Here is a 21,296-nt window from a genome sequence, read left to right as displayed (position 1 = left end):
CTTGAAGATGTTATAGTTGATAATGATCCATTTAATACAGAAAGTTTAACTACAGAACAAAAAGAAGAATTTCAAGAAGCTGTTGATAAACTTATGGAAAATTGTATCGGAAATGCACTTTTAACTTCAGTTACAAGCGTCAATATTACTACAGGCACGCTTGTTCCTGGAGCACAAGCTCAATATAGACCAACTACTAATACCATTATATTTAGACCAGACGGTATTGGTAATTCATTAGGAGAGGAACTATTCCATGCTTATCAGCAACAGTTATATGGCACGCTTATTGGTATTGGTAACCCGAATACTGGTCATTTAGGAGGGTCTAATATAGAATTTGAAGAAAAAGCTTACACGCAGTTATCAATCTGGGTTGAAAATTTCAGAAAAATGGATAATCATGATGATTCAGCTAGTGGAGGATTATTTGTCGCAGATGCAGCACCTATATTCGAAGAATTAACTTTGTTGAATGATTGGATTGTAGACTTTATTTTAAATAATCCTTCTGGAAACATTTCTTTAACGCAAAATGAATTATCATCTTGGTTTACTGCTCTAGAAGCTTTTAGGGCACATCATTTTGCAGTTAATGGATGTGGTATAACTGATGTCTATGGATGTCCAATTGATCCCACTTTTAAACCAGACGCACTTATAAATTTATATGAAAAATCAATAGAAAATTGTAATTAAAAATCAAAATCATGAAAATTCAAGCATATATCACCATTTTACTTTTAGTTTTGATAGACCTATCGTCTAATGCTCAAGTTAATCCAATAATATTTAGCTCAGATGATAAGTATAATATTTATAAAACAAGTTTATACGATCAACAATTAGTAAATAAAAATAGTCAAACAAGTATCAATAAAACACTTTTTGAGAATAATACAACAGTTAAATATAAAATTAATTCTGGATTTACTTCTGACTTTTTTGCATCAGTATTAACGTCAACAAATTATAATAGCTTAAATAGCAAAAGTACAAGAGAAGGCCTTTTTAAAGTGAGGTATATAGTAGATGAAGCTGGAAATGTTTTATCTTGTTCATTACATTTTCCAAAACATTTATTAGTTTTATCTAATTCTGAAATTGAATCCATACTTACAGAAGCTATGACGCATAAGTTTAATTATTTCAATAAGCCTAATACTATAAATAATTTCTACTTCTTATTTGATATTAATTTAGCTATATGATTTTTAAAGTAATTATACTTCTAGCATATAAACAGAAAACCTAGTTCTATGCTAGGTTTCACTATTTAAGGTTATTTAAAAAAATAATGAAATCAATAACTTATATTATATTACTATTAATTTTGGTTCATCAAACTACCAATGCTCAATCCCCTACTTCCGATAATGATTTTAATATCTATAAAACAGAATTGTATGATCAATATTTAAACTTAGTAGAAAACCAAACGTATAAAATAAGAAGATATATTACTGACTTTAAGATAAAAACAAAATTAAAGTTGGGCTCTGGATTTACAACTGATTTTTTCAGTCAGCTTTAACTTCGGCACATTATAATATTTTGAAAAGTAATAGAAATAATAGAAAAAAGTCATATTAATGTTAGATATATAATTGATGAAACTGGTGAGCCTGTTTATTCTTGTTCAGTTTACGTGCCAAAAGGATTAATTGTCTTATCAAATGCTGGAGTTGAAGCTATATTAAACGAAGCCATGTCTCATAAATTTCAATACATTCAAAAACCAAACGATATTAATAATTTTTATTATTTAGTAAATTTTACAATCAGAATTTGATTATAATTAAAAAATGTAAATTCAACATTAGACTACTATAGTTCTCATAATATTAATAAATATATCATCTAATGTTAAAGTCAATCCAATTACCTTTAGCTCAAATTATAAAAATAATATGCAAAACAAACCTCATGATCAGCAATTAGTAGCCATAAATAGCTAAACAGATATTAATCTAGCTATTAATTTTTATAATAATTACTGAGACTAGAACAACGACAAAAAATTTTAAAGAAATAAAAAAACCCAACATTATACAATGTTGGGTTTTTTGTTACAGTATAATTATATTATTTTTTTTCTTCTTGAGAGTCCTCTTCTTTACTAGCATCTTTAAATTCTTTAATACCACTACCTAAACCACGCATTAGTTCAGGAATTTTCTTCCCACCAAATAATAATAAAACAATCACAACTATTAATGCGATTTGCCAAGGACCAATTGCTAAAGGAATCATATATAAACTCATAATAATTATTTTAAAGCACAAAGTTAGTAATTAAAGTTTAATAAAGTCGTTTTAAGAATAACTTTAGTAAAAGCACAAACAAGTCTTGTTATAATTTTATTTATTTTTGTTTAACGATGGCAGAAAAGAAAAAGAAACCTAAAAGAATAAAGCGTAAGTTACTAGACAAATATAAACTAGTTGTACTTAACGAAAATACTTTTGAAGAGCGCTTGTCTCTTAAGTTAACACGACTAAATGTTTTTGTTTTAGTTTCGTTATCGGCTATTTTTTTAATTGCAATCACTTACGCCATAATTGCTTTTACGCCACTTAGAGAGTACATCCCTGGATACTCATCTACAGCTTTAAAAAAGAAAGCCACAGAATTAAATTATAAAACAGACTCTTTACAACGCGTTATTTCAATAAATGATAAATACTATGCTTCTATTAAGCAAGTATTAAAAGGTGATGTGAGCGCTGCTGATTTTAATAAAGATTCTATAATTGAAGCTGTTAAATTAGAAGCTAGTGAAGTCGATTTTAGACCTACAGTGGAAGATTCACTTTTACGAGAAAAGGTAGATAAAGAAGATAAATATAACATATTTGAATCTGCTACAACGGCAACTAATTTCGTGCTGTTTCCACCAGTTAATGGAACCATTAGCGAAGTATATAATGCTAAAGAAAAACATTACGCTGTAGATATTGCTGTAGCAAAAGATACGCCTGTTAAAGCGACCGCAGATGGTATTGTTATTTTTTCAGAATGGACGTCAACAACGGGACATGTTATAATTTTAGAACATAGTTATGGGCTTATATCGGTATACAAACACAATGCCGCTCTTACGAAAGTTCAAGGCGATTTGGTAAAAGCAGGAGAGGTGATTGCTACCGCAGGAAATACAGGTGAGTTGTCTACAGGACCTCACTTACATTTTGAACTATGGAATGATGGCTACCCAATTAACCCAACAAACTTTATAGATTTTAAATAAATGATTTCATTAAAATCTACTTTAGCAAAACTCCTTGCAAAACGAGTCCACAAGAAAATTAAAAAGTGGGTAAACAACCCCGTAAAAACTCAAGAAAAAGTTTTTCAGTACTTAGTTTCAAGTGCAGCTGGAACTGTTTTTGGACAAGACCACGATTTTATAAGTATAAACTCTTATAAAGATTTTACAAAACGAGTACCTATTAGAGACTATGAGGATTTAAAACCTTATGTTGAGCGTGTTGTAGCTGGTGAAGAAGATATTCTTTGGAAAGGTAAACCCATTTATTTTGCTAAAACATCGGGTACAACATCAGGGTCTAAATATATTCCAATTACTAAGGACAGTATGCCAACTCATGTTGAAGCTGCCAGAAATGCGATATTGCTTTACATTTATGAAACAGGAAAGTCAAAGTTTGTAAATGGAAAAATGATATTTTTACAAGGAAGTCCCATTTTAAAGGAGCAAAACGGTATTCAGTTGGGGCGTCTTTCAGGAATAGTGGCTCATTATGTTCCTAAATATCTTCAAAAAAACAGATTGCCATCTTGGGAAACCAATTGTATTGAAGATTGGGAAACAAAAGTTGATGCTATAGTTGAAGAGACATTACCAGAAAATATGACTGTAATTTCTGGAATTCCATCTTGGGTGCAAATGTATTTTGAAAAACTACAGCAAAAAACAGGAAAGCAAGTAGGAGATATTTTTAAAAACTTCAACTTATTTATTTTTGGAGGTGTTAATTACGAACCCTACAGGGCTAAATTTGAAAATTTAATTGGCAGAAAAGTAGATAGTATAGAATTATACCCAGCCAGTGAAGGGTTTTTTGCTTTTCAAGATAGGCAAAATGAAAAAGGCATGCTACTGCAATTAAATTCAGGTATTTTTTATGAGTTTGTAAAAGCGGATACTTTTTTTGATGAAAACCCAAATAGAATAACTATTAAAGATGTTGAGGTCGGGGTAAATTACGTCATGTTAATTTCTACTAACGCTGGTCTTTGGGCCTATAATATTGGAGATACAGTAGAGTTTACATCATTAAAACCTTACAGAGTTATCGTATCAGGTAGAATAAAGCACTTTATTTCTGCGTTTGGGGAGCATGTTATTGGCAAAGAAGTTGAACAAGCAATGCAACAGGCAATATCAGGTACTAAAGTAAGCGTTTCGGAATTTACAGTGGCTCCTCAAATTAATCCTAAAGAAGGACTACCTTATCATGAATGGTTTGTTGAGTTTGAAAACGAACCTGAAAACTTATCTGCTTTAGCAAGCAGAATAGATGAATCTCTGCAAAAACAGAACAGTTATTATTTCGATTTAATTGAAGGCAAAGTTCTACAGCCTTTAAAAATTAATAAGGTTAAAAAAGGAGGCTTCCAACAATACATGAAATCTGTTGGTAAATTAGGCGGACAAAATAAAATCCCAAGATTGTCAAACGATAGAAAAATTGTTGATAGTTTTTCTCACATTAATTAGCGCAAATAATACTATCTTTGGCACAACCAAACTAAAGAATGAGTAGTAAAAAACATCATGAAAGAACCAGGGCTCAGGAGAGTTCTAATGCTATTGAACGGATGTATATTACTATGCGCCATTTGTTTAATCGTGGGTTTTACAAGCCTATGGGAATTTCCGGCGAGACCTTACGTAATTCTCTGTTACTTTTAAGGCCAGAAATTTATGGCTCCATAGGAGAAGAAAAAGCAGAACTTGAAGGCTTGCTTTATGTAATTGATAGATTACCACAAGGCATAGAAGAATGTACGTACATCAATTTAACAAGCGACGAGGGTTATTCAAATTCTCATTTTAAACCTATTATTCCAGAAAAGCGTCGCAGAAATTGTTACAGAATAGATGCTGAACAAATGAATATTGAGATTACTCGAGGACGCTCAGAAATCTATGATATACTAACACACCTTACGTTTCTTTTTGTAGAGTCTCATAAAATTAGCAATCGTGTTATTATTAACGAGGAAGGCGTAACTACAAGAGATTGGATTAAACTCGAAAAAGCAGTTTTATCGAAAAAGAAATTAACCAGAGAAGAACGTGAAGTTGTAATTACACATACGGCTAATATTTTAGGAAGAACCTTTGATGAGTTAAGGTGCGTTTATGATGATTTTGCAACATCAAGTCAACCAGAACGCCTGTTGCATATTGTTTATTGGTTAGGTAAATTAGCTATTGAAGAACAGGTAAATAATAACAAACGAACCGTAACGTTTAGTCCGGTTTTAAGAGAACGAATAGGGCATCATATTCATGGTGAAATTTGGGCAAACAAAGTGAAAGATGTATTGCATACAAATGGCTTACTTAATAGACCAATTCATATAATTAGTGCTAATATGCACAGTGTTATGAATGTTCTTTTTGCTTCAAATGCTTTGAAAACCGATGTAGCTAAAAAAGATATTTTTGAGATTTATGAATCTTTAAGCAATAACAACAATAAAGATCTTAGAAATAAAGTTAGTAAAGAGGCGTTACAAAATGGTATGCTGTATGTAAAAGATACTTCTGGAGCTAATATAGATGTTCAAATTTTTGATGCTTCAAACATAGATATTTCAAAGATTGACATCAACATAAACAAAACTGTTCTTGAACAAGAAAAACCCGTTATATTAGTAATGGATTATGCTTTTGGCGAGCAAGCTTATGAAACCATTGATGAATTATTGAAACCTTATGGTGAAAAAAAGAAAAAAGTTCATTTGAATGTTGAGTCTGTTTCTATAATGGGGAAAGCAGGTATATTAGAGGGTGGAAAAGGAGATATTATGATTCCTTCTGCACATATTTTTGAAGGAACAGCCGATAACTATCCTTTTAAAAACGAATTGACAGTTGAAGATTTACAGGGAAAAGGAGTCGATATTTATGAAGGGTCTATGATTACGGTTTTAGGAACTTCATTACAAAACAAAGATATTTTAAAGTTTTTTTACAACTCTACTTGGCGTGTAATAGGTTTAGAAATGGAAGGAGCTCACTATCAAAAGGCAATACAAGCAGCTTCAAAAGTAAGAGCAAGTATAAGTCCAGATGTGAAAGTGAGATATGCATATTATGCAAGTGATAATCCTCTAGAAACAGGAGCTACCTTAGCTTCTGGAGGTTTAGGAACTTCTGGTGTAAGACCAACATATTTAATAACAAGAACTATATTAGAACAAATATTAAATTAAGATTATGAGTAAAGATTTACCACAACCTCAACAAAACGAAGAGGTAGATTTAGGGCAATTATTCAAGCTTATCGGAAACGCATTTGATAGGTTTTTTAAGTTTATAGGGAGTATTTTCAATAAAATTTTTTTAGCTTTTGTTTGGTTAGTGTTTTTTGTGAAAAAGCATATTATTAAAATTGCAATAGCTGCTATAATTGGTGTTGGTTGGGGTTTCTATTTTGAAAAAACGTCTTCACCAGTTTACAAATCTTACGTTACAATTAAGCAAAACTACGATACAGGTGAAAATCTATATAATTCTATCGCTTACTATAACGACTTAGTAAAGCAACAAGATTATAATACTTTAAAAAATGTTTTAGGTTTTAAGTCTGACGAAGCATCATCTATTTTAAGTTTTGAAATAGAGTCTGTAGTTAGTGAAAATGAAAAACTTCAAGCGTTTGACAGATATATTAAAACACTTGATTCTGTAGCAGCTTCAAAAATAGAATATGAAACGTTTTTAGAAAATAATAAAGATTATACTCATGAGTATCAGCAAATAACAATTAAAGCTGAAACTAGAAATAATTTCAAGGCCGTTTTTGATAATATAGTCAAGGCCATTGAGTCTAATGAGTATTTTAAAAGAGAGCAAGAAAAAGATCTTGCAGAATTAAATAACAGGCAGGAAGCATTAAAAGAAGCTTTGGTTAAATCGGATTCGCTCCAGAATACTTATAAAAAGTTTTTAGAAAAAAGCATTAACAGCAAAAATGCTGAATTAGGAATTACTTTTGAAGGAAATAGTGATAAGGATAAAACCAAAGAGTATGATTTATACTTAAATGATTTAGAATTAAGAAGAGAGATTGTTGAGATTGAAAGAAAAAAAGCAGATAAAGAACTTATCGTTGAAATTCTTTCAAGTAAACAAGATAGTGGTTCTGTCGATAATAGAATGGAGTTATTTGGACTACCAATTAGTCCCAAAATTTATTATGGTGTTCTTTTAACATTTTTAACCTTCTTTTTTCTATTAGCATTTCGTTTTCTTAAGTTTTTAGAGAAATACAAAAATTAAAATTTTAAAAATGAATGTATTAATAACAGGAGGAGCTGGTTTCATAGGTTCTCACGTAGTTAGGCTTTTTGTGCAGCAATATCCTGATTATAATATATTTAATTTGGATGCTTTAACTTATGCAGGAAATTTAGAAAACTTGCAAGACGTTGAAAACTATAAAAATTACACATTTGTAAGGGGAGATATAACAGATGAACATTTGATAAATTCACTTTTTGAAACTTATAAATTTGATTCAGTAATTCATTTAGCAGCAGAATCTCATGTAGATAGATCTATTGAAGACCCGTTGGCATTTGTAAAAACAAATGTAATAGGTACCATTATTCTTTTAAATGCCTTTAAAAATACCTGGAAAAATAATTTTGAGAACAAATTGTTTTACCACATTAGTACAGATGAAGTTTACGGAACTTTAGGAGAGACAGGTTTATTTACAGAGAGTACCTCATACGATCCAAATTCTCCATATTCTGCTTCAAAAGCGAGTTCAGATCATTTTGTTAGAGCTTATGGAGAAACCTACGGGATGACCTATGTTATTTCAAATTGCTCCAATAATTACGGACAAAACCAATTTCCAGAAAAGTTAATACCTCTATTTATTAATAATATAATAAACAATAAACCTCTGCCAGTTTATGGAGACGGAAATTATACAAGAGATTGGCTTTATGTAAAAGATCATGCTTTAGCAATAGACCTAATTTTTCATAAAGGTAAGAACTCAGAAACCTATAATATTGGAGGTTTTAATGAATGGAAAAATATTGATTTGGTAAAGTTATTATGTCAACAAATGGATGAAGAATTGGGAAGAGAAAAAGGAACTTCAGAACAATTAATTACATATGTAAAAGATCGGCCTGGACACGATTTACGATACGCCATTGATGCCTCTAAAATGAAAAATGAATTAGCGTGGACCCCTACTGTTACATTTGAGGAAGGATTAAAAAAAACAATTACATGGTACTTAAATAATGAAAATTGGTTAAAAAATGTAACAACTGGTGAATATAAATTATATTATAAAAAACAATATAGTTAAGCTTTAAAAGGATGAAAGGAATAATACTTGCTGGAGGGTCTGGAACAAGACTACACCCTTTAACATTATCAATAAGTAAGCAACTTATGCCTATTTATGATAAACCTATGATTTATTATCCCCTTTCTACGTTAATATACTCTGGAATAAATGAAATATTAATTATTTCAACTCCAAAAGATTTACCATTATTCAAGGATTTATTAGGAAATGGAGAAAAGTATGGGTGTAAGTTTGAATTTGCTATCCAGGAGTCACCTAATGGTCTTGCCGAGGCGTTTATTATAGCAGAAAAATTTATAGGAAAAGACAAAGTAGCCTTAATATTGGGAGATAATATTTTTTATGGTACTGGGCTATCAAAACTATTACAAAAAAACAATAATCCTAATGGAGGAGTTATTTATGCTTACAGAGTTCATGATCCAGAACGCTATGGTGTTGTTGAATTTAATGATGATGGGCAAGTAATATCAATAGAAGAAAAACCTAAAAAACCAAAATCTAATTATGCTGTTCCTGGGATATATTTTTACGATAACTCTGTTGTTGAAATCGCTAAGAATATCAAGCCAAGTAAGAGAGGAGAATTAGAAATTACAGATATTAATAAGGCTTACTTAAAACAGGGAAAACTTAGTGTAAGCATACTAGATAGAGGAACAGCTTGGTTAGATACAGGAACATTTCAATCTTTAATGCAAGCATCTCAATTTGTAGAAGTTATTGAGGAAAGACAAGGTTTGAAAATTGGAGCCATAGAAGCTGCTGCATTTGAAATGGGGTATATAAGTAAAAAGCAATTTGAAAGTTTAGCAAAACCTTTAATGAAAAGTGGTTACGGTAAAAATTTGTTAGGATTACTTAAGAATAAGAAATGAAGGTAACAGAAACTAACATAGAAGGGTGTTTTATTATTGAACCAAAAGTTTTTGAGGACAGTAGGGGTTATTTTTTTGAAAGCTATAATCTGGAAGTATTTAATAATATGCTCGAACAAAGTATTAACTTTATTCAAGATAATGAATCATTTTCAGTTAAAGGCACATTAAGAGGATTACATTATCAAGAGGGTGAATATGCTCAAGCTAAATTAGTTCGTGTAATAGAGGGAGAGGTTTTAGATATTGCAGTAGATATTAGAGAAAACTCACCAACTTTTGGAGAACATGTTTCATTGATATTATCTGGAGAAAATAAAAAACAACTTTTTGTACCGCGAGGCTTTGCTCATGGTTTTGTTGTTTTAAGTAACACAGCTTTGTTCTCCTATAAATGTGATAACTTTTATAATAAAGATTCTGAATGTGGGATAATCTATAATGACAGTGAGTTAAATATAGATTGGAAATTAAATAATGAAGAACTTGTAATATCAGAAAAAGACAAAATATTGCCAACGCTTAAAAATGCTATTTTATGACAAAAATTTTAGTTACTGGGGCTAGTGGGCAATTAGGAAAAACTATAAAAGAACTTTATTCAAATAATAAAATTGGTTTGAATTTTACTTTTGTAACTAAAGAAGATTTAGATATAACTGTTTTAAATGATTTACAAGTTTTTTTTAAAAAAAACAGCTTTGATTATTGTATTAATTGTGCGGCGTATACCAATGTTGAACAAGCTGAAAAAACACCAAATATTGCTTTTAAAATAAATGCAGAAGGAGCAAAAAACTTAGCTAAAATATGTAAAGTATTTAGTACTGTTTTAATTCATATTTCAACCGATTATGTTTTTGATGGAGAAAAAGAGGAACCATATTCAACATATGATAAGCCAAACCCCATAAATGAATATGGTAAATCAAAGCTTGAAGGTGAAGAACATATTAGAGGATTAATGAAAAATTATTTTATTATTAGGACATCTTGGTTATATAGCAAAAAACACGGAAATAACTTTTATAAATCAATTCTTAAAAAGGCCAAGACAGAAAAAAAAGTTTTTGTAACTGATAGTCAAACAGGCTGCCCTACTGATGCAGCTAATTTATCTAAATTTATTATTCTCCTCATAGTACACAAGAGCCATTCTTTTGGAATGCACCATTTTCGAGATCAAAAAATAATGACTTGGTTTGATTTTGCCAAAGAAATCTTATCTAAAAATAATCTTTTAGCTAAAACTAATCTTGTGAGAGTAGCTAAATATAGTACATTTGCAGTTAGACCAAAGACTAGTGTTTTAAGTTTAAATAATTAATACATAAATGAACAATAAAGAGATTAAAATAGCTGTCGTAGGATTAGGATATGTTGGTTTACCGTTAGCCGTAGAGTTCGCAAAAAAGTATAAAGTTATTGGCTTTGATATAAGCAAAACTAGAATAAATGAGTTAAATACTGGTCATGATAGCACTCTTGAAGTTAGTGATGATGATTTATTTGCTGTATTGAGTATGAAATCAACAAAAGGCTTAGAGTTAAGCAATAAGTATGAAGTTTTAGCAGAATGTAACATATACATCATAACCGTCCCTACACCAGTAGATAAAAATAATAGACCAGTTTTAACCCCACTATTAAGATCTTCTGAGACTATTGGGAAAGTTCTTAAACAAGGAGATATAGTCATTTACGAATCTACAGTATATCCTGGCGTGACCGAAGACGAATGTGTGCCTGTATTGGAATCTGTAAGTGGTTTGACTTTTAATAAGGATTTTTATTGTGGATATTCGCCTGAGAGAATTAACCCTGGAGATAAAAAGCATACAGTTACAAAAATAAAAAAAGTCACATCTGGATCTACAGAAGAGATTGGAGAAGTTGTAGATAATTTATATAATTCCATTATTACTGCTGGAACCCATTTAGCACCATCTATTAAAGTTGCTGAAGCAGCAAAAGTGATTGAAAATGCTCAAAGAGATATTAATATAGCTTTTGTAAATGAACTAGCTAAGATTTTTAATAAATTGAATATTGATACCCATTCCGTTTTAGAAGCTGCTGCTACTAAATGGAATTTTTTACCATTTAAACCAGGTTTAGTTGGAGGTCATTGTATAGGAGTAGACCCTTATTATTTAGCTCAAAAAGCACAAGAAGTAGGATATCATTCTGAAATAATTTTAGCAGGAAGAAGATTAAATGATAGTATGGGAGAATATATAGGAACTGAAGTTTTAAAACTTATGGTTAAAAATGGAATTCCAGTAAAGAACGCTAAAGTTTTAATGTTAGGAATTACTTTTAAGGAAAACTGCCCAGATATAAGAAACACTAAAGCCATTGAAGTTTATAAAACATTAAAGTCATTTCAAATGGATGTAGAAGTTTATGATCCTTGGGCTTCTAAAAAAGAAGTAAAAAAAGAGTATGGTCTTGATATGATTGATTCACTAGAATCAAATTTTTATGACACCATCGTGCATACAGTTTCTCACAATGAATTTTTAAATTTAAATTTAAATTCTTTAAAGAATAATAATGCGGTAGTTTATGATGTTAAAGGTAATTTAAACCCTCTTTTAACTGATAAAAGATTATAACATATGAGTGATAAAGAGAAATATCATGCAGGAGACCTTTCTAAGCAAACCTTTCTGGTCACTGGAGGTGCCGGTTTCATAGGCTCTAACTTAGTAGAGTACTTATTAAAATTTAATGTAAAAAAAGTTGTTATTCTGGATAATCTCTCGAATGGTCATAAAAAAAATATTGAAGTTTTTTTAAAAGATGACCGTTGTAAATTAATAGAAGGAGATATAAGAAACTTAGAAACATGTAAGAATGCTATGTTAGGGGTTGATTATGTATTGCACCAAGCGGCATTAGGATCAGTTCCAAGATCTATAAAAGATCCAATAACCTCAAACGAGGTAAATATTTCAGGTTTCCTAAATATGTTAGTAGCAGCTAAAGAAACCGAAAGTGTTAAACGGATTGTATACGCAGCATCTTCTAGCACTTATGGAGATCATCCGGGGTTGCCAAAAGTAGAATATAAAATAGGGAATCCGTTATCCCCTTACGCTGTTACTAAGTATGTTAATGAACTATACGCAGATGTTTTTTATAAGACCTATGGGCTAGAAACAATTGGATTAAGATATTTTAACGTATTTGGACAGAAACAAGATCCAAATGGAGCTTATGCTGCTGTAATTCCGAAGTTTATTGGTCAGTTTTTAAATAAAGAAGATTTAGTTATTAACGGGGATGGTAAACATTCTAGAGACTTTACTTTTATACAGAATGTCGTTCAAGCAAATATAAAAGCGGCTTTAGTTGATGATGTTGATGCGGTGAATCAAATTTACAACGTTGCTTTTGGTGAGAATACAACCTTATTAGAACTAGTTGAAGCTATAAAATCTGGTCTTAATTCTTTAGGTATTGATTATACCTCTTCAAAAGTACATTATGGACCTGAAAGAAATGGGGATGTAAAGCATTCATTAGCTGATATTTCTAAAGCACAAAAACTTTTAGATTATAACCCAAATGTTTCTTTTAATGAGGGAATTAAAATAGCTGTAGATTGGTATTCTAAAAAAAATGCTTGAATATTCTCTAAATATAAAAACCAGAAATAACAAATATTCAGTTCATAAATTAATTCTGTTTTTATTTGGTGTTTTTTCTTTTTTTTTAGGGACAGGTTATGAAAAGTTAACCGTTTATTCCCTTATATTATTGACAGTATTCTCTTTTTTAAGTTTTGATGTAAAAAAAGTTAACCTGAAAAAAGAAGTAGTTATATTCTATCTTTTTTTTTTAATAATTTTAATTTACTCGTTAGTATTTAAAGAGTACAAATACATAGAGAGAAATATTTCCTTTTTCCTTTTTCCTTTATTAATGCTAAATATAAATAAAGAGTTAATAAAGAAGGCGTTCATAAAAAATATTATTTTTTATAGTTTTTCACTAGGTTTATTGTTTTATTCTTTTAGAATAATAATTTATTATTTAGTAACTGGAACAGCTGTTGAAACAGGAGCACCTTTAATATGGTATAGCTTTTATGATTTAAAAAGAGTGCTGTTTTCTAACAATGAGCTAGGTCAAATATTTCATAGTGTATATTATTCAGTATACAGTATTTGTTCGGTTTTATTCTTAATTTTTAATCTAAAATATGTTAAGCACAAATGGTTATCATGTTTACTAATATTTTTTCATATTATATTTGTTTTTATAGCTGCTTCAAGAATAAGTTATATTACAATAACGATATTAATTCTAATATTTATAATAAAAATAAAGAATAAAAAAATATCAGTTTCCTTATTATTAATTACAGTTTTATCATTTTTTTGTTTTTCAAAATTAGTTTTGAATAATGAATATTCCTATTTATACCATAAGTTTGTAGAGGATGTGCCCTATGCTGTTGATTTCAGAATAAATTTATGGTCTAACTCCTGTAAGATATTTTTTAATAATTTGAAGGGTATAGGTTTTAAAAATTTTCACGAAGAATTACATATATTAAATTCTACTACACTTCCTCAAGGACCACTTGGTAGTGAAGGGAGTAAATATAATGCTCATAACTTATTTCTAGAATTTTTTTGTGCATTAGGAATGATTGGAGGGTTCTATTTTATTTTTGTTATTAGGGCTATATTTAAAAGAGCTTTAGAGAAAAAAAATGAAACTCTTTTTTATTTAATTGTAACACTAAGCATAAGTTTTCTTACAGAATCCTTTTTACTTAGACAATATGGAATTATTTTTTTTATGTTTTTTGTAACACTATTTTGGAATAATAAAATTGAAAAAACTATCTCATAATATTATTTTCAACCTAGCAGGTAACGCTTTTGTAATTTTATATAGTGTTTTACTATTACCTGCGGTTTTAAGTACTTTAGGAGCCGAAGCTGCAGGTGTAATAGGGCTTTACAATACTTTATTTGCTGCCTTAGCATTTTTTGACTTAGGTTTTGGCTTATTAGCTAACAGAGAAATATCCAAAAATATAGTTAAGAATAAGTTTGACAAGAATATTTTGAATCTTATTAGCACATTAGAAATTCTATATTGGATTATTTCATTTATAATATTACTAATAATATATTTTGCTGCACCATATATTTCGGAAAATATACTTTCTGCTGAAACATTTAGTGATAAAGAATTAATCTTTTTTATCAGATTAATAGCTGTATCAATGTTTTTTAGATGGCCTATATCTTTTTATTTTAATATTAATTCTGGACTTCAAAATTTGGTTGGTGTCAATATTATTAAAATGATTGTGTATTTAATATTAATGTTGAGCTTATATTATTTGATAATTGTAATGGCTTTTGATATAGGTGAATACCTAATAGTAATAGCTTTCACTAATTTCTTGCTTGTTGCATCATATTTTTATTTTTCTAAAAAGAAATTAGGGTTTAAGAACACATTAATTTTTAAATACAATACCTTGAAAGGTCATTTCACTTATGCACTTGGATCAATGGTAATTTCAACATTAACATTACTGTTTATTCAGTTGGATAAAATTTATCTTACAAAATTAGGTAATCTTTCAGATTTGGGAATATATACTGTATTGTTTAGTCTATCTATAGGTATTGTACAAATAGTTTATCCAGTAACATATGCCTTTTTTCCAAAAATTAATGAGTTAATTGTTGCTCAAAAAAGAGATGAATTGTTAGAAAAAGTCAAGACTATTTCTTCTATTTTAATTCTGATATCATTTTGTTTTCTAGTTTTATTTTTTTCATTTAGAGAGGAAATTTTAAGCCTTTGGATTGGAGAATTAAACAGTGAAGACACCCAAAATTTATTTTTAATATTAGTTTTAGCAGGTTGCATTTATGCGACTGCCCAAATACCTTATCTTATAGAGTCAGCATTAGGGAAGGTTAAGTTTGTAATGAAATATTTTATTTTTTCAAATATACTTTATCTGGGATGTCTTTATGTTTTTTCAAACATGCTAGAACTTAAAGGGGTTGCAATTTCTTATTTATTAGCTATATGTTTGTATTTTGTAGGAGCTATTTATCTGTTTAATAAAAATCTTGGTATTAAGTTTACGCTTAATTGGTTGAAAAATATAATGGTAAATATTCTTATATCCTCTATATTGATTATAATTATTAGATTAATTAAATTAAAGATAATTGATGGTTTTTTAGCAATTGCAATTGAAATTGGTTTATCTATGATTATTGTAATATTAATATTAGTTTTGTTTAATAGCAACTTAAGATTGTCTATTGCAAAAAAATCAATTGAGATAATAAAATACGCTTCAATAAAACAAAAAAAATAAATCAATTATTCAATATAAATGTGCGGAATATTTGGGTCAACAAGACCTTATAACGAAGATATTATTCTTAAAAAACTTACTATAGCTAAGTTTAGAGGCCCTGATTTTTCGAATTTCGTTAAAGTTTCAAATAATTTGACTTTCGGGCATAATAGATTGAGTATTTTTGATTTAGAAAAGCGTTCCAATCAACCTTTTTTTTACAAAGGATTATTAATCGTTTTTAACGGAGAAATTTACAATTTTAAAGATTTAAAGGATGATTTAAAAACCAAAGGCTATACTTTTGGCACTACCTCTGACACCGAAGTTATTTGCGCTATGTATTTGGAATATGGAGAAAATTGCTTGAATTATTTTAAAGGTATGTTTTCTTTTGTAATTTATGATAAAAACAGAGACATACTCTTTGGCGCAAGGGATAGACTTGGGCAAAAACCTTTTTTTTATTATTTAGATGATAAGACTTTTGAGTTTGCCTCTAGTTTGAAACAGATAGAGATAGGAAATAAGTTAGAGTTAAATTATGAAGCATGTGTAAATTATTTTTATTTTGGTTATTTTGTAGATCCTGAAACCCCTTATAAAAAGGTCTTTAAACTTAAACCCGGTAACAAATTTGTATACAACCTGTGTACATCTAATTTTGAAATATCACAATATTGGTTTGATTCGAATAAAAAGAATAAATTTAAAGGGACTTATGATGAGGCTAGGCTTAAGTTAAAGGAATTATTAAAAGATAGCGTACGCATGCGCTTACAAGCTGATGTTCCTGTTGGGTTGTTTTTATCTGGAGGTATTGATTCGTCCTTAATTTCTTCCATTGCTAAAGAGCTCAATGACAATGTAAATACATACTCTATTAAGTTTCAAGAGAAAAAATTTGACGAGAGTGTTGAAAGTAAAATAATAGCAGATTATTTAAATACGAATCACCATATTTTTACTTGCGATCTAAATACCGCTAAAAATTTAGTTAATGATTTTTATAATTATTATGATGAACCATTTGCAGATGCATCTGCTTTACCATCAATGTTATTATGTAAAGAAGTTAGTGAAAAAATTACAGTTGCATTAACTGGAGATGGTGCAGACGAGCTATTTATAGGTTACCAACGCTACAAATGGATGGATAAAGTTAGCTTAGTTTACAAGTTACCTTTTTTTTTAAGGAAGCCTTTATCTAAAATAATCCAAATAATTCCTAACTATAAAGTTAAAATGCTTGGGAAAGGTATTGGGTTTAAATATATATATGAGTTGTATTTTGCATTAATGACTACGTTTAAATCTAATTATATTAAAAATGGCCCAAACTTTAATTTCAAGAATAAAATTAATGAACATTTTAAAGCACAATTGTTAATTGAAGCCTGTAGTAAATATGACATCGATATATACTTAAATTCTGATATAAATACTAAGGTAGATAGAGCGTCCATGGCATACTCCTTAGAGACAAGATCTCCATTTATGGATCATACAATAGTAGAGTTTGCAAATTCATTACCTATAAATTTTAAGTATAGGAAAGGAGAGTTAAAGTATATATTAAAAGATATTCTATCTGATTATATTCCAAAAGAATTATTTGATAGACCAAAAAAAGGGTTTTCAGTTCCAATTGAAAATTGGCTTAGAGGAGATTTAAAAGATTTATTAGAAGAATGTTTAGTTGAGTTTGAGAAAATGAATTTAGAATTTATAGATTACGATAAATTAAAGTTTATGGTTAAGGAGTATTTTGATGGAAAAGCAAACCATTCTGCTGAAATATGGAAAATATTAATGTTTACACTTTGGTATAAAAAAACTAATAGTGTATGACAGTAAAACAGCTCTCAATAGTTAGTTTTTTTATATTATTCCTTGGTACTTTGAGAGGGTTTCATTTTTATTCTTTAGGAGGGCTTCGATTATTTATTTTATCTTCTTTTTTACTACTAATAATTTTTAGTTACCTATATAAAGTAAATATGAAATACCTAAAAATATTAGTTGTTCTTTATTTGATATTTTTTTTAAATGTTCTTTTTTCACTAGTGTTAAACACTAATGTAAATCCTCATTATTTTAGTTATTTTGGATTAATAATTGCGCCACTTTATGGGCTATTATTATTTAGTTTTTATATTAATCGCTCAGATTTATTAGTTAGACACTTGCGCTTAGTTTTTAAAGTCCATTTGTTTTTTTTCTATTTGCAATTTTTTGCGTTTTTGTTCTTTAAATATAAAATAGATTATTTAGTATTTATTACAGGAGAGGTTCAGAGGACCATAGGGGGTGTTTTTACAGAAGCAACTATGATAAGACCTGCAGGATTATCCAATGAACCCGCTAGTTACGCTCTCTTTACTGTTTCAATTTTATTTTGTTTATTAGTACATAATAAAAAAATTGATTTTTTAAAAATTATAGGTATTTTATCTATTTTCTTATCTTTTAGCGCTTCGGGAGTAATGTTTTTAGCCATTATTATGGTAGTAGTATATTCTAACGAAATTTTTAGTCTAAAGAAAACAGTAATCTACTTTACAGTTTTATTATCTTCCTATGTAATATTTAAAATATTTATTATTGATATTATAGGAGAAAAACCTATAAATTCTTTTATTTACAAAATAAGTAACTTCCAAGAGTATGAATCATATAAACAAAGAATAGGCAACATATTTGTCGTTTTCAATGATTTGCCAATAACTCAAAAAATATTTGGAATAGGTTATGGAAATATTTCTATACAAGACAGTTTAGGTTCTTTCATAAGTAAATTTATTATAAAATCAGGTGTTTTTTTTTCAATACCGATTAGTGTATTATTAATGTGGATATTTTATACTTTCAAAGTACAATTTAAATATGTTTTGATTGCTGTATTATTTACTTTAAGCACACATTATATTAATTTATTAGTAACTTGGTTTTTCTTATCTATATTGTTGGTGTTTTCATCAAATTCTAAGAACCTATTTCAAAATAAGCACTAGCAAAATGAAGATATTAATTTTACTTCCTGATAATGGTTTAGGTGGAGCAGAACAGTATTTGAAAATGATTGCTGAGTATTACTTAAAGAAAAATGCACATATAACAATAGTTTTTCTCTATGATAGATTCGATAACAGTTGGTTGAATTTAAGAGATAGAAAGAATGTAGAGTATAAACTATACACAGGAAAATTTAAATTCTTAAACATAATAAAATTTATTACATACTTACTTTATATTAACACCAATAAGTTTGACTATGTTTATTCTTCTCATGTTAAAACAACCAGTTTATTAGGTGTTTTGTTCCGTTTTAATATATTCAAAAAAGATTTTTTTATAGCTAGAGAGTCAACAACAGTATTTACTAGGTTTAAAGGAAAAGAATTGAGGCTATACAAAATATTATATAAGATTGGATATTCAAAAGTAGATTTATTAATATGCCAAACAAAAGTTATGAAAGATCAACTCTTAAATGTTTATCCCAACTTTAAAAAAAACACTGTTGTAATACCAAACCCTGTAGATAGAGATCTTATATCTTCATCAGAAATAAAAGAAATAGAAGAAATAAAAAATTTTCATAACTATCTGGTTTCAGCGGGACGTTTAATTCCCGAGAAAGGGTTTGATGTACTTATAAAAGCTTTTCAAATACTAAAAAAAGAGAGTAATAAAAAATTAAAATTAATCTTACTGGGTGAAGGGCCAGAAAGATCTAAATTAGAGGGTTTAATACGTGAATTGAATTTAGAAGAAGAAGTTATTCTAAAAGGAATAGTACTTAATGTTTATCCTTATTTTAAAAACGCAATGGCTTGTATTGTATCCTCAAGAATTGAGGGGTTTCCAAATGTATTGCTACAAATGATGTCTCAGAACGAAAAAATTTTGAGTACTGATTGTGCTGGTGGTATAAGTGACATCCCATCTATTACTGTTTGCAAAACTGATGACGTACAAGATTTAAAAAATGGATTGTTAGAGTTACTTACAAAAGATACAGTAGGAAATAGGAAAATTTATAATGAGTATTTAGATAAAAGAAACATAGCCTCATTTATAGAAATAGTTGAAAATAACCTTTTGACTTTGAATTAAATGAATAAAAAAAACAAAATATTTTTTTATCTTTTTTTATTGATAAATACAATAATTATTTTTTACGATTCTGAAAAACAGAACCTACTTACCTTATCTATTTATTTTTTAGTTTTAAATATTTCTTCATATTATTTTTTTGATAAAGTATTATTATCTTTAAAAAAGATTTTTAACATATTTATGTATTTGTTTTTTGGGGTCGCTCCGGTTTTACAATACAAAAGTTCAACATATTTTTTTGGAGTTAATAGTGTTATAAATGAAACAGACATGTATTATGGAGGATTACTTTCTTTGACAATAATCATATTTCATAATTTAATGTATTATTTTATTTCAACTAAAAAATTAACTCCAGAAATAAAGTTTCCAACAAAAAGATTGGAAGTTAATTTTGATTTTAAAATTGTATCATCAGTATTGATAATATTATTATCACTATTTGTAGTTACTATTTTTTTTGATTTTGAATCGTTTATTTCAGCAAGATATTTAAAAGGCCTAAAGGGTTATAAGTTTTATGCTATTAACTTTTTCCGAGACACTTTAAGGTTAATTCCATTATTTTATTTGTTAAATTTTAAACAAGGAAAAGTAAAAGATTTACGAGTAGAAATTGTTTTAATTTTATCAATACTACTTTTTAATTTCCCTACTGCAATTTCTAGATTTCAAGTGGCACTAGTTTATTTGCCATTGTTTTATTTTTATTTCAAAAAATTGCAAGAATATTTTGTTTTAGTGTTTTTGTCAAGTTTTTTGTTAATATTTCCCTACTTACATAATTTTAGATACAGTTTAAAATTACAAAGAGATAATTATAATTTTTTTGGAATGTTCAATTCACTACATTTTGATACTTTTCAAAACACCATAAGTGTTATTAAACTCTCTATTATTACAAATGGTGAACAATTGTTTGGATCTTTATTGTTTTTCATTCCAAGAAGTATTTGGGCTGAAAAATCAAGAACGAGTTCTCTTTTACTTTGTAATGAAATAGAGTTTGATGGGTTTTGTAATATTGCTTTAAGTTTTTTTGGTGAAGGCTATATTAATTTTGGGTATGTAGGCCTAACTTTATTTCTATTGTTCTTAGCTTATTTTAATGCCTTTTTCGATAAAACTTATTTGAATTATAATTCATCTAGTTTTAATTCTTTTTATTTTATTTTCATTTTTTATGAATTTTATTTGTTGAGAGGAAGTTTAACCTCTAGTATTCAAAAATTATTAATAATAATATTAGCTCTAAATTTACTTCTTTTGATTAATTATATTATGTCTTATAAAAAGTACACTTTTAATTGAAAACTTATTGCTTAATATAGTTGCTTAACGATATT

General features: G+C 28.4%; 19 protein-coding genes. 18 read left to right on the top strand and 1 reads right to left on the bottom strand.

Annotation, left to right across the window (positions count from 1 at the left end):
* Window positions 1–93: 93 nt before the first annotated feature.
* A complete protein-coding gene (locus tag ABD939_RS08275; RefSeq protein ID WP_345166886.1) occupies window positions 94–699 on the top strand; it encodes a hypothetical protein in 606 nt (201 codons plus the stop codon).
* A gap of 11 nt (window positions 700–710) precedes the next feature.
* Window positions 711–1,211 carry a hypothetical protein gene (locus ABD939_RS08270; RefSeq protein ID WP_345166884.1) on the top strand — a complete coding sequence of 167 codons (501 nt, stop codon included), beginning with the start codon at window positions 711–713 and terminating at the stop codon, window positions 1,209–1,211.
* Window positions 1,212–2,085: 874 nt separating this feature from the next.
* Here the strand turns inward: ABD939_RS08270 and ABD939_RS08265 are convergent.
* A complete protein-coding gene (locus tag ABD939_RS08265; protein WP_345166881.1) occupies window positions 2,086–2,265 on the bottom strand; it encodes a Sec-independent protein translocase subunit TatA/TatB in 180 nt (59 codons plus the stop codon).
* A 116-nt stretch (window positions 2,266–2,381) separates the two neighbouring features.
* Between ABD939_RS08265 and ABD939_RS08260 the strand changes: the two genes are divergently transcribed.
* The 16 genes from ABD939_RS08260 to ABD939_RS08185 all read left to right on the top strand — a co-directional run bounded on the left by ABD939_RS08260 (window position 2,382) and on the right by ABD939_RS08185 (window position 21,261).
* Entirely contained in the window at window positions 2,382–3,251 is an 870-nt protein-coding gene (locus ABD939_RS08260; protein WP_345166878.1) for a M23 family metallopeptidase, read from the top strand.
* A complete protein-coding gene (locus tag ABD939_RS08255) occupies window positions 3,252–4,745 on the top strand; it encodes a GH3 auxin-responsive promoter family protein (RefSeq protein WP_345166875.1) in 1,494 nt (497 codons plus the stop codon). It begins immediately after the preceding gene.
* 38 nt (window positions 4,746–4,783) lie between these two features.
* Window positions 4,784–6,472 (top strand): DUF6909 family protein, encoded by a 1,689-nt coding sequence (locus ABD939_RS08250; RefSeq protein ID WP_345166873.1) that lies wholly within the window; start codon window positions 4,784–4,786, stop codon window positions 6,470–6,472.
* Window positions 6,473–6,476: 4 nt separating this feature from the next.
* Window positions 6,477–7,541: a hypothetical protein gene (locus ABD939_RS08245; protein ID WP_345166871.1), complete on the top strand. Its 1,065-nt coding sequence runs from the start codon at window positions 6,477–6,479 to the stop codon at window positions 7,539–7,541.
* Between the two features lie 10 nt (window positions 7,542–7,551).
* Window positions 7,552–8,595, top strand: coding sequence for a dTDP-glucose 4,6-dehydratase (gene rfbB, locus ABD939_RS08240; protein WP_345166868.1), 1,044 nt, complete (start codon window positions 7,552–7,554; stop codon window positions 8,593–8,595).
* Between the two features lie 11 nt (window positions 8,596–8,606).
* On the top strand, window positions 8,607–9,476 hold the full coding sequence (gene rfbA / locus ABD939_RS08235; protein WP_345166865.1) for a glucose-1-phosphate thymidylyltransferase RfbA: 870 nt from the start codon (window positions 8,607–8,609) through the stop codon (window positions 9,474–9,476).
* Window positions 9,473–10,018, top strand: a complete 546-nt coding sequence (rfbC, locus tag ABD939_RS08230; RefSeq protein WP_345166864.1) for a dTDP-4-dehydrorhamnose 3,5-epimerase — start codon at window positions 9,473–9,475, stop codon at window positions 10,016–10,018. Before rfbA ends, rfbC begins: the two co-directional genes overlap by 4 nt.
* Window positions 10,015–10,803, top strand: coding sequence for a dTDP-4-dehydrorhamnose reductase (rfbD, locus tag ABD939_RS08225; RefSeq protein WP_345166862.1), 789 nt, complete (start codon window positions 10,015–10,017; stop codon window positions 10,801–10,803). The genes rfbC and rfbD overlap by 4 nt, the downstream gene beginning before the upstream one ends.
* A gap of 7 nt (window positions 10,804–10,810) precedes the next feature.
* Window positions 10,811–12,094, top strand: a complete 1,284-nt coding sequence (locus tag ABD939_RS08220; protein ID WP_345166860.1) for a nucleotide sugar dehydrogenase — start codon at window positions 10,811–10,813, stop codon at window positions 12,092–12,094.
* 3 nt (window positions 12,095–12,097) lie between these two features.
* Complete coding sequence (locus ABD939_RS08215) at window positions 12,098–13,111, top strand: SDR family oxidoreductase (RefSeq protein ID WP_345166857.1); 1,014 nt, start codon at window positions 12,098–12,100, stop codon at window positions 13,109–13,111.
* The gene (locus ABD939_RS08210; RefSeq protein WP_345166854.1) at window positions 13,104–14,345 is read left to right on the top strand and encodes an O-antigen ligase family protein; all 1,242 of its coding nucleotides are present in this window, start codon (window positions 13,104–13,106) and stop codon (window positions 14,343–14,345) included. Before ABD939_RS08215 ends, ABD939_RS08210 begins: the two co-directional genes overlap by 8 nt.
* The gene (locus ABD939_RS08205) at window positions 14,326–15,846 is read left to right on the top strand and encodes an oligosaccharide flippase family protein (RefSeq protein ID WP_345166851.1); all 1,521 of its coding nucleotides are present in this window, start codon (window positions 14,326–14,328) and stop codon (window positions 15,844–15,846) included. Before ABD939_RS08210 ends, ABD939_RS08205 begins: the two co-directional genes overlap by 20 nt.
* An 18-nt stretch (window positions 15,847–15,864) precedes the next feature.
* Window positions 15,865–17,679: an asparagine synthase (glutamine-hydrolyzing) gene (gene asnB / locus ABD939_RS08200; protein ID WP_345166849.1), complete on the top strand. Its 1,815-nt coding sequence runs from the start codon at window positions 15,865–15,867 to the stop codon at window positions 17,677–17,679.
* Window positions 17,676–18,842: a hypothetical protein gene (locus ABD939_RS08195; protein WP_345166847.1), complete on the top strand. Its 1,167-nt coding sequence runs from the start codon at window positions 17,676–17,678 to the stop codon at window positions 18,840–18,842. Before asnB ends, ABD939_RS08195 begins: the two co-directional genes overlap by 4 nt.
* A 4-nt stretch (window positions 18,843–18,846) precedes the next feature.
* Window positions 18,847–19,947 carry a glycosyltransferase gene (locus ABD939_RS08190; RefSeq protein WP_345166844.1) on the top strand — a complete coding sequence of 367 codons (1,101 nt, stop codon included), beginning with the start codon at window positions 18,847–18,849 and terminating at the stop codon, window positions 19,945–19,947.
* Between the two features lie 183 nt (window positions 19,948–20,130).
* Window positions 20,131–21,261, top strand: coding sequence for a hypothetical protein (locus ABD939_RS08185; protein WP_345166842.1), 1,131 nt, complete (start codon window positions 20,131–20,133; stop codon window positions 21,259–21,261).
* Window positions 21,262–21,296 lie beyond the last annotated feature (35 nt).

Source organism: Algibacter aquimarinus, from assembly GCF_039543265.1.
Taxonomy (GTDB): domain Bacteria; phylum Bacteroidota; class Bacteroidia; order Flavobacteriales; family Flavobacteriaceae; genus Algibacter_B; species Algibacter_B aquimarinus.
Note: the sequence above shows the minus strand (reverse complement) of the source record. Positions and strands in the feature narration are given on the sequence as shown.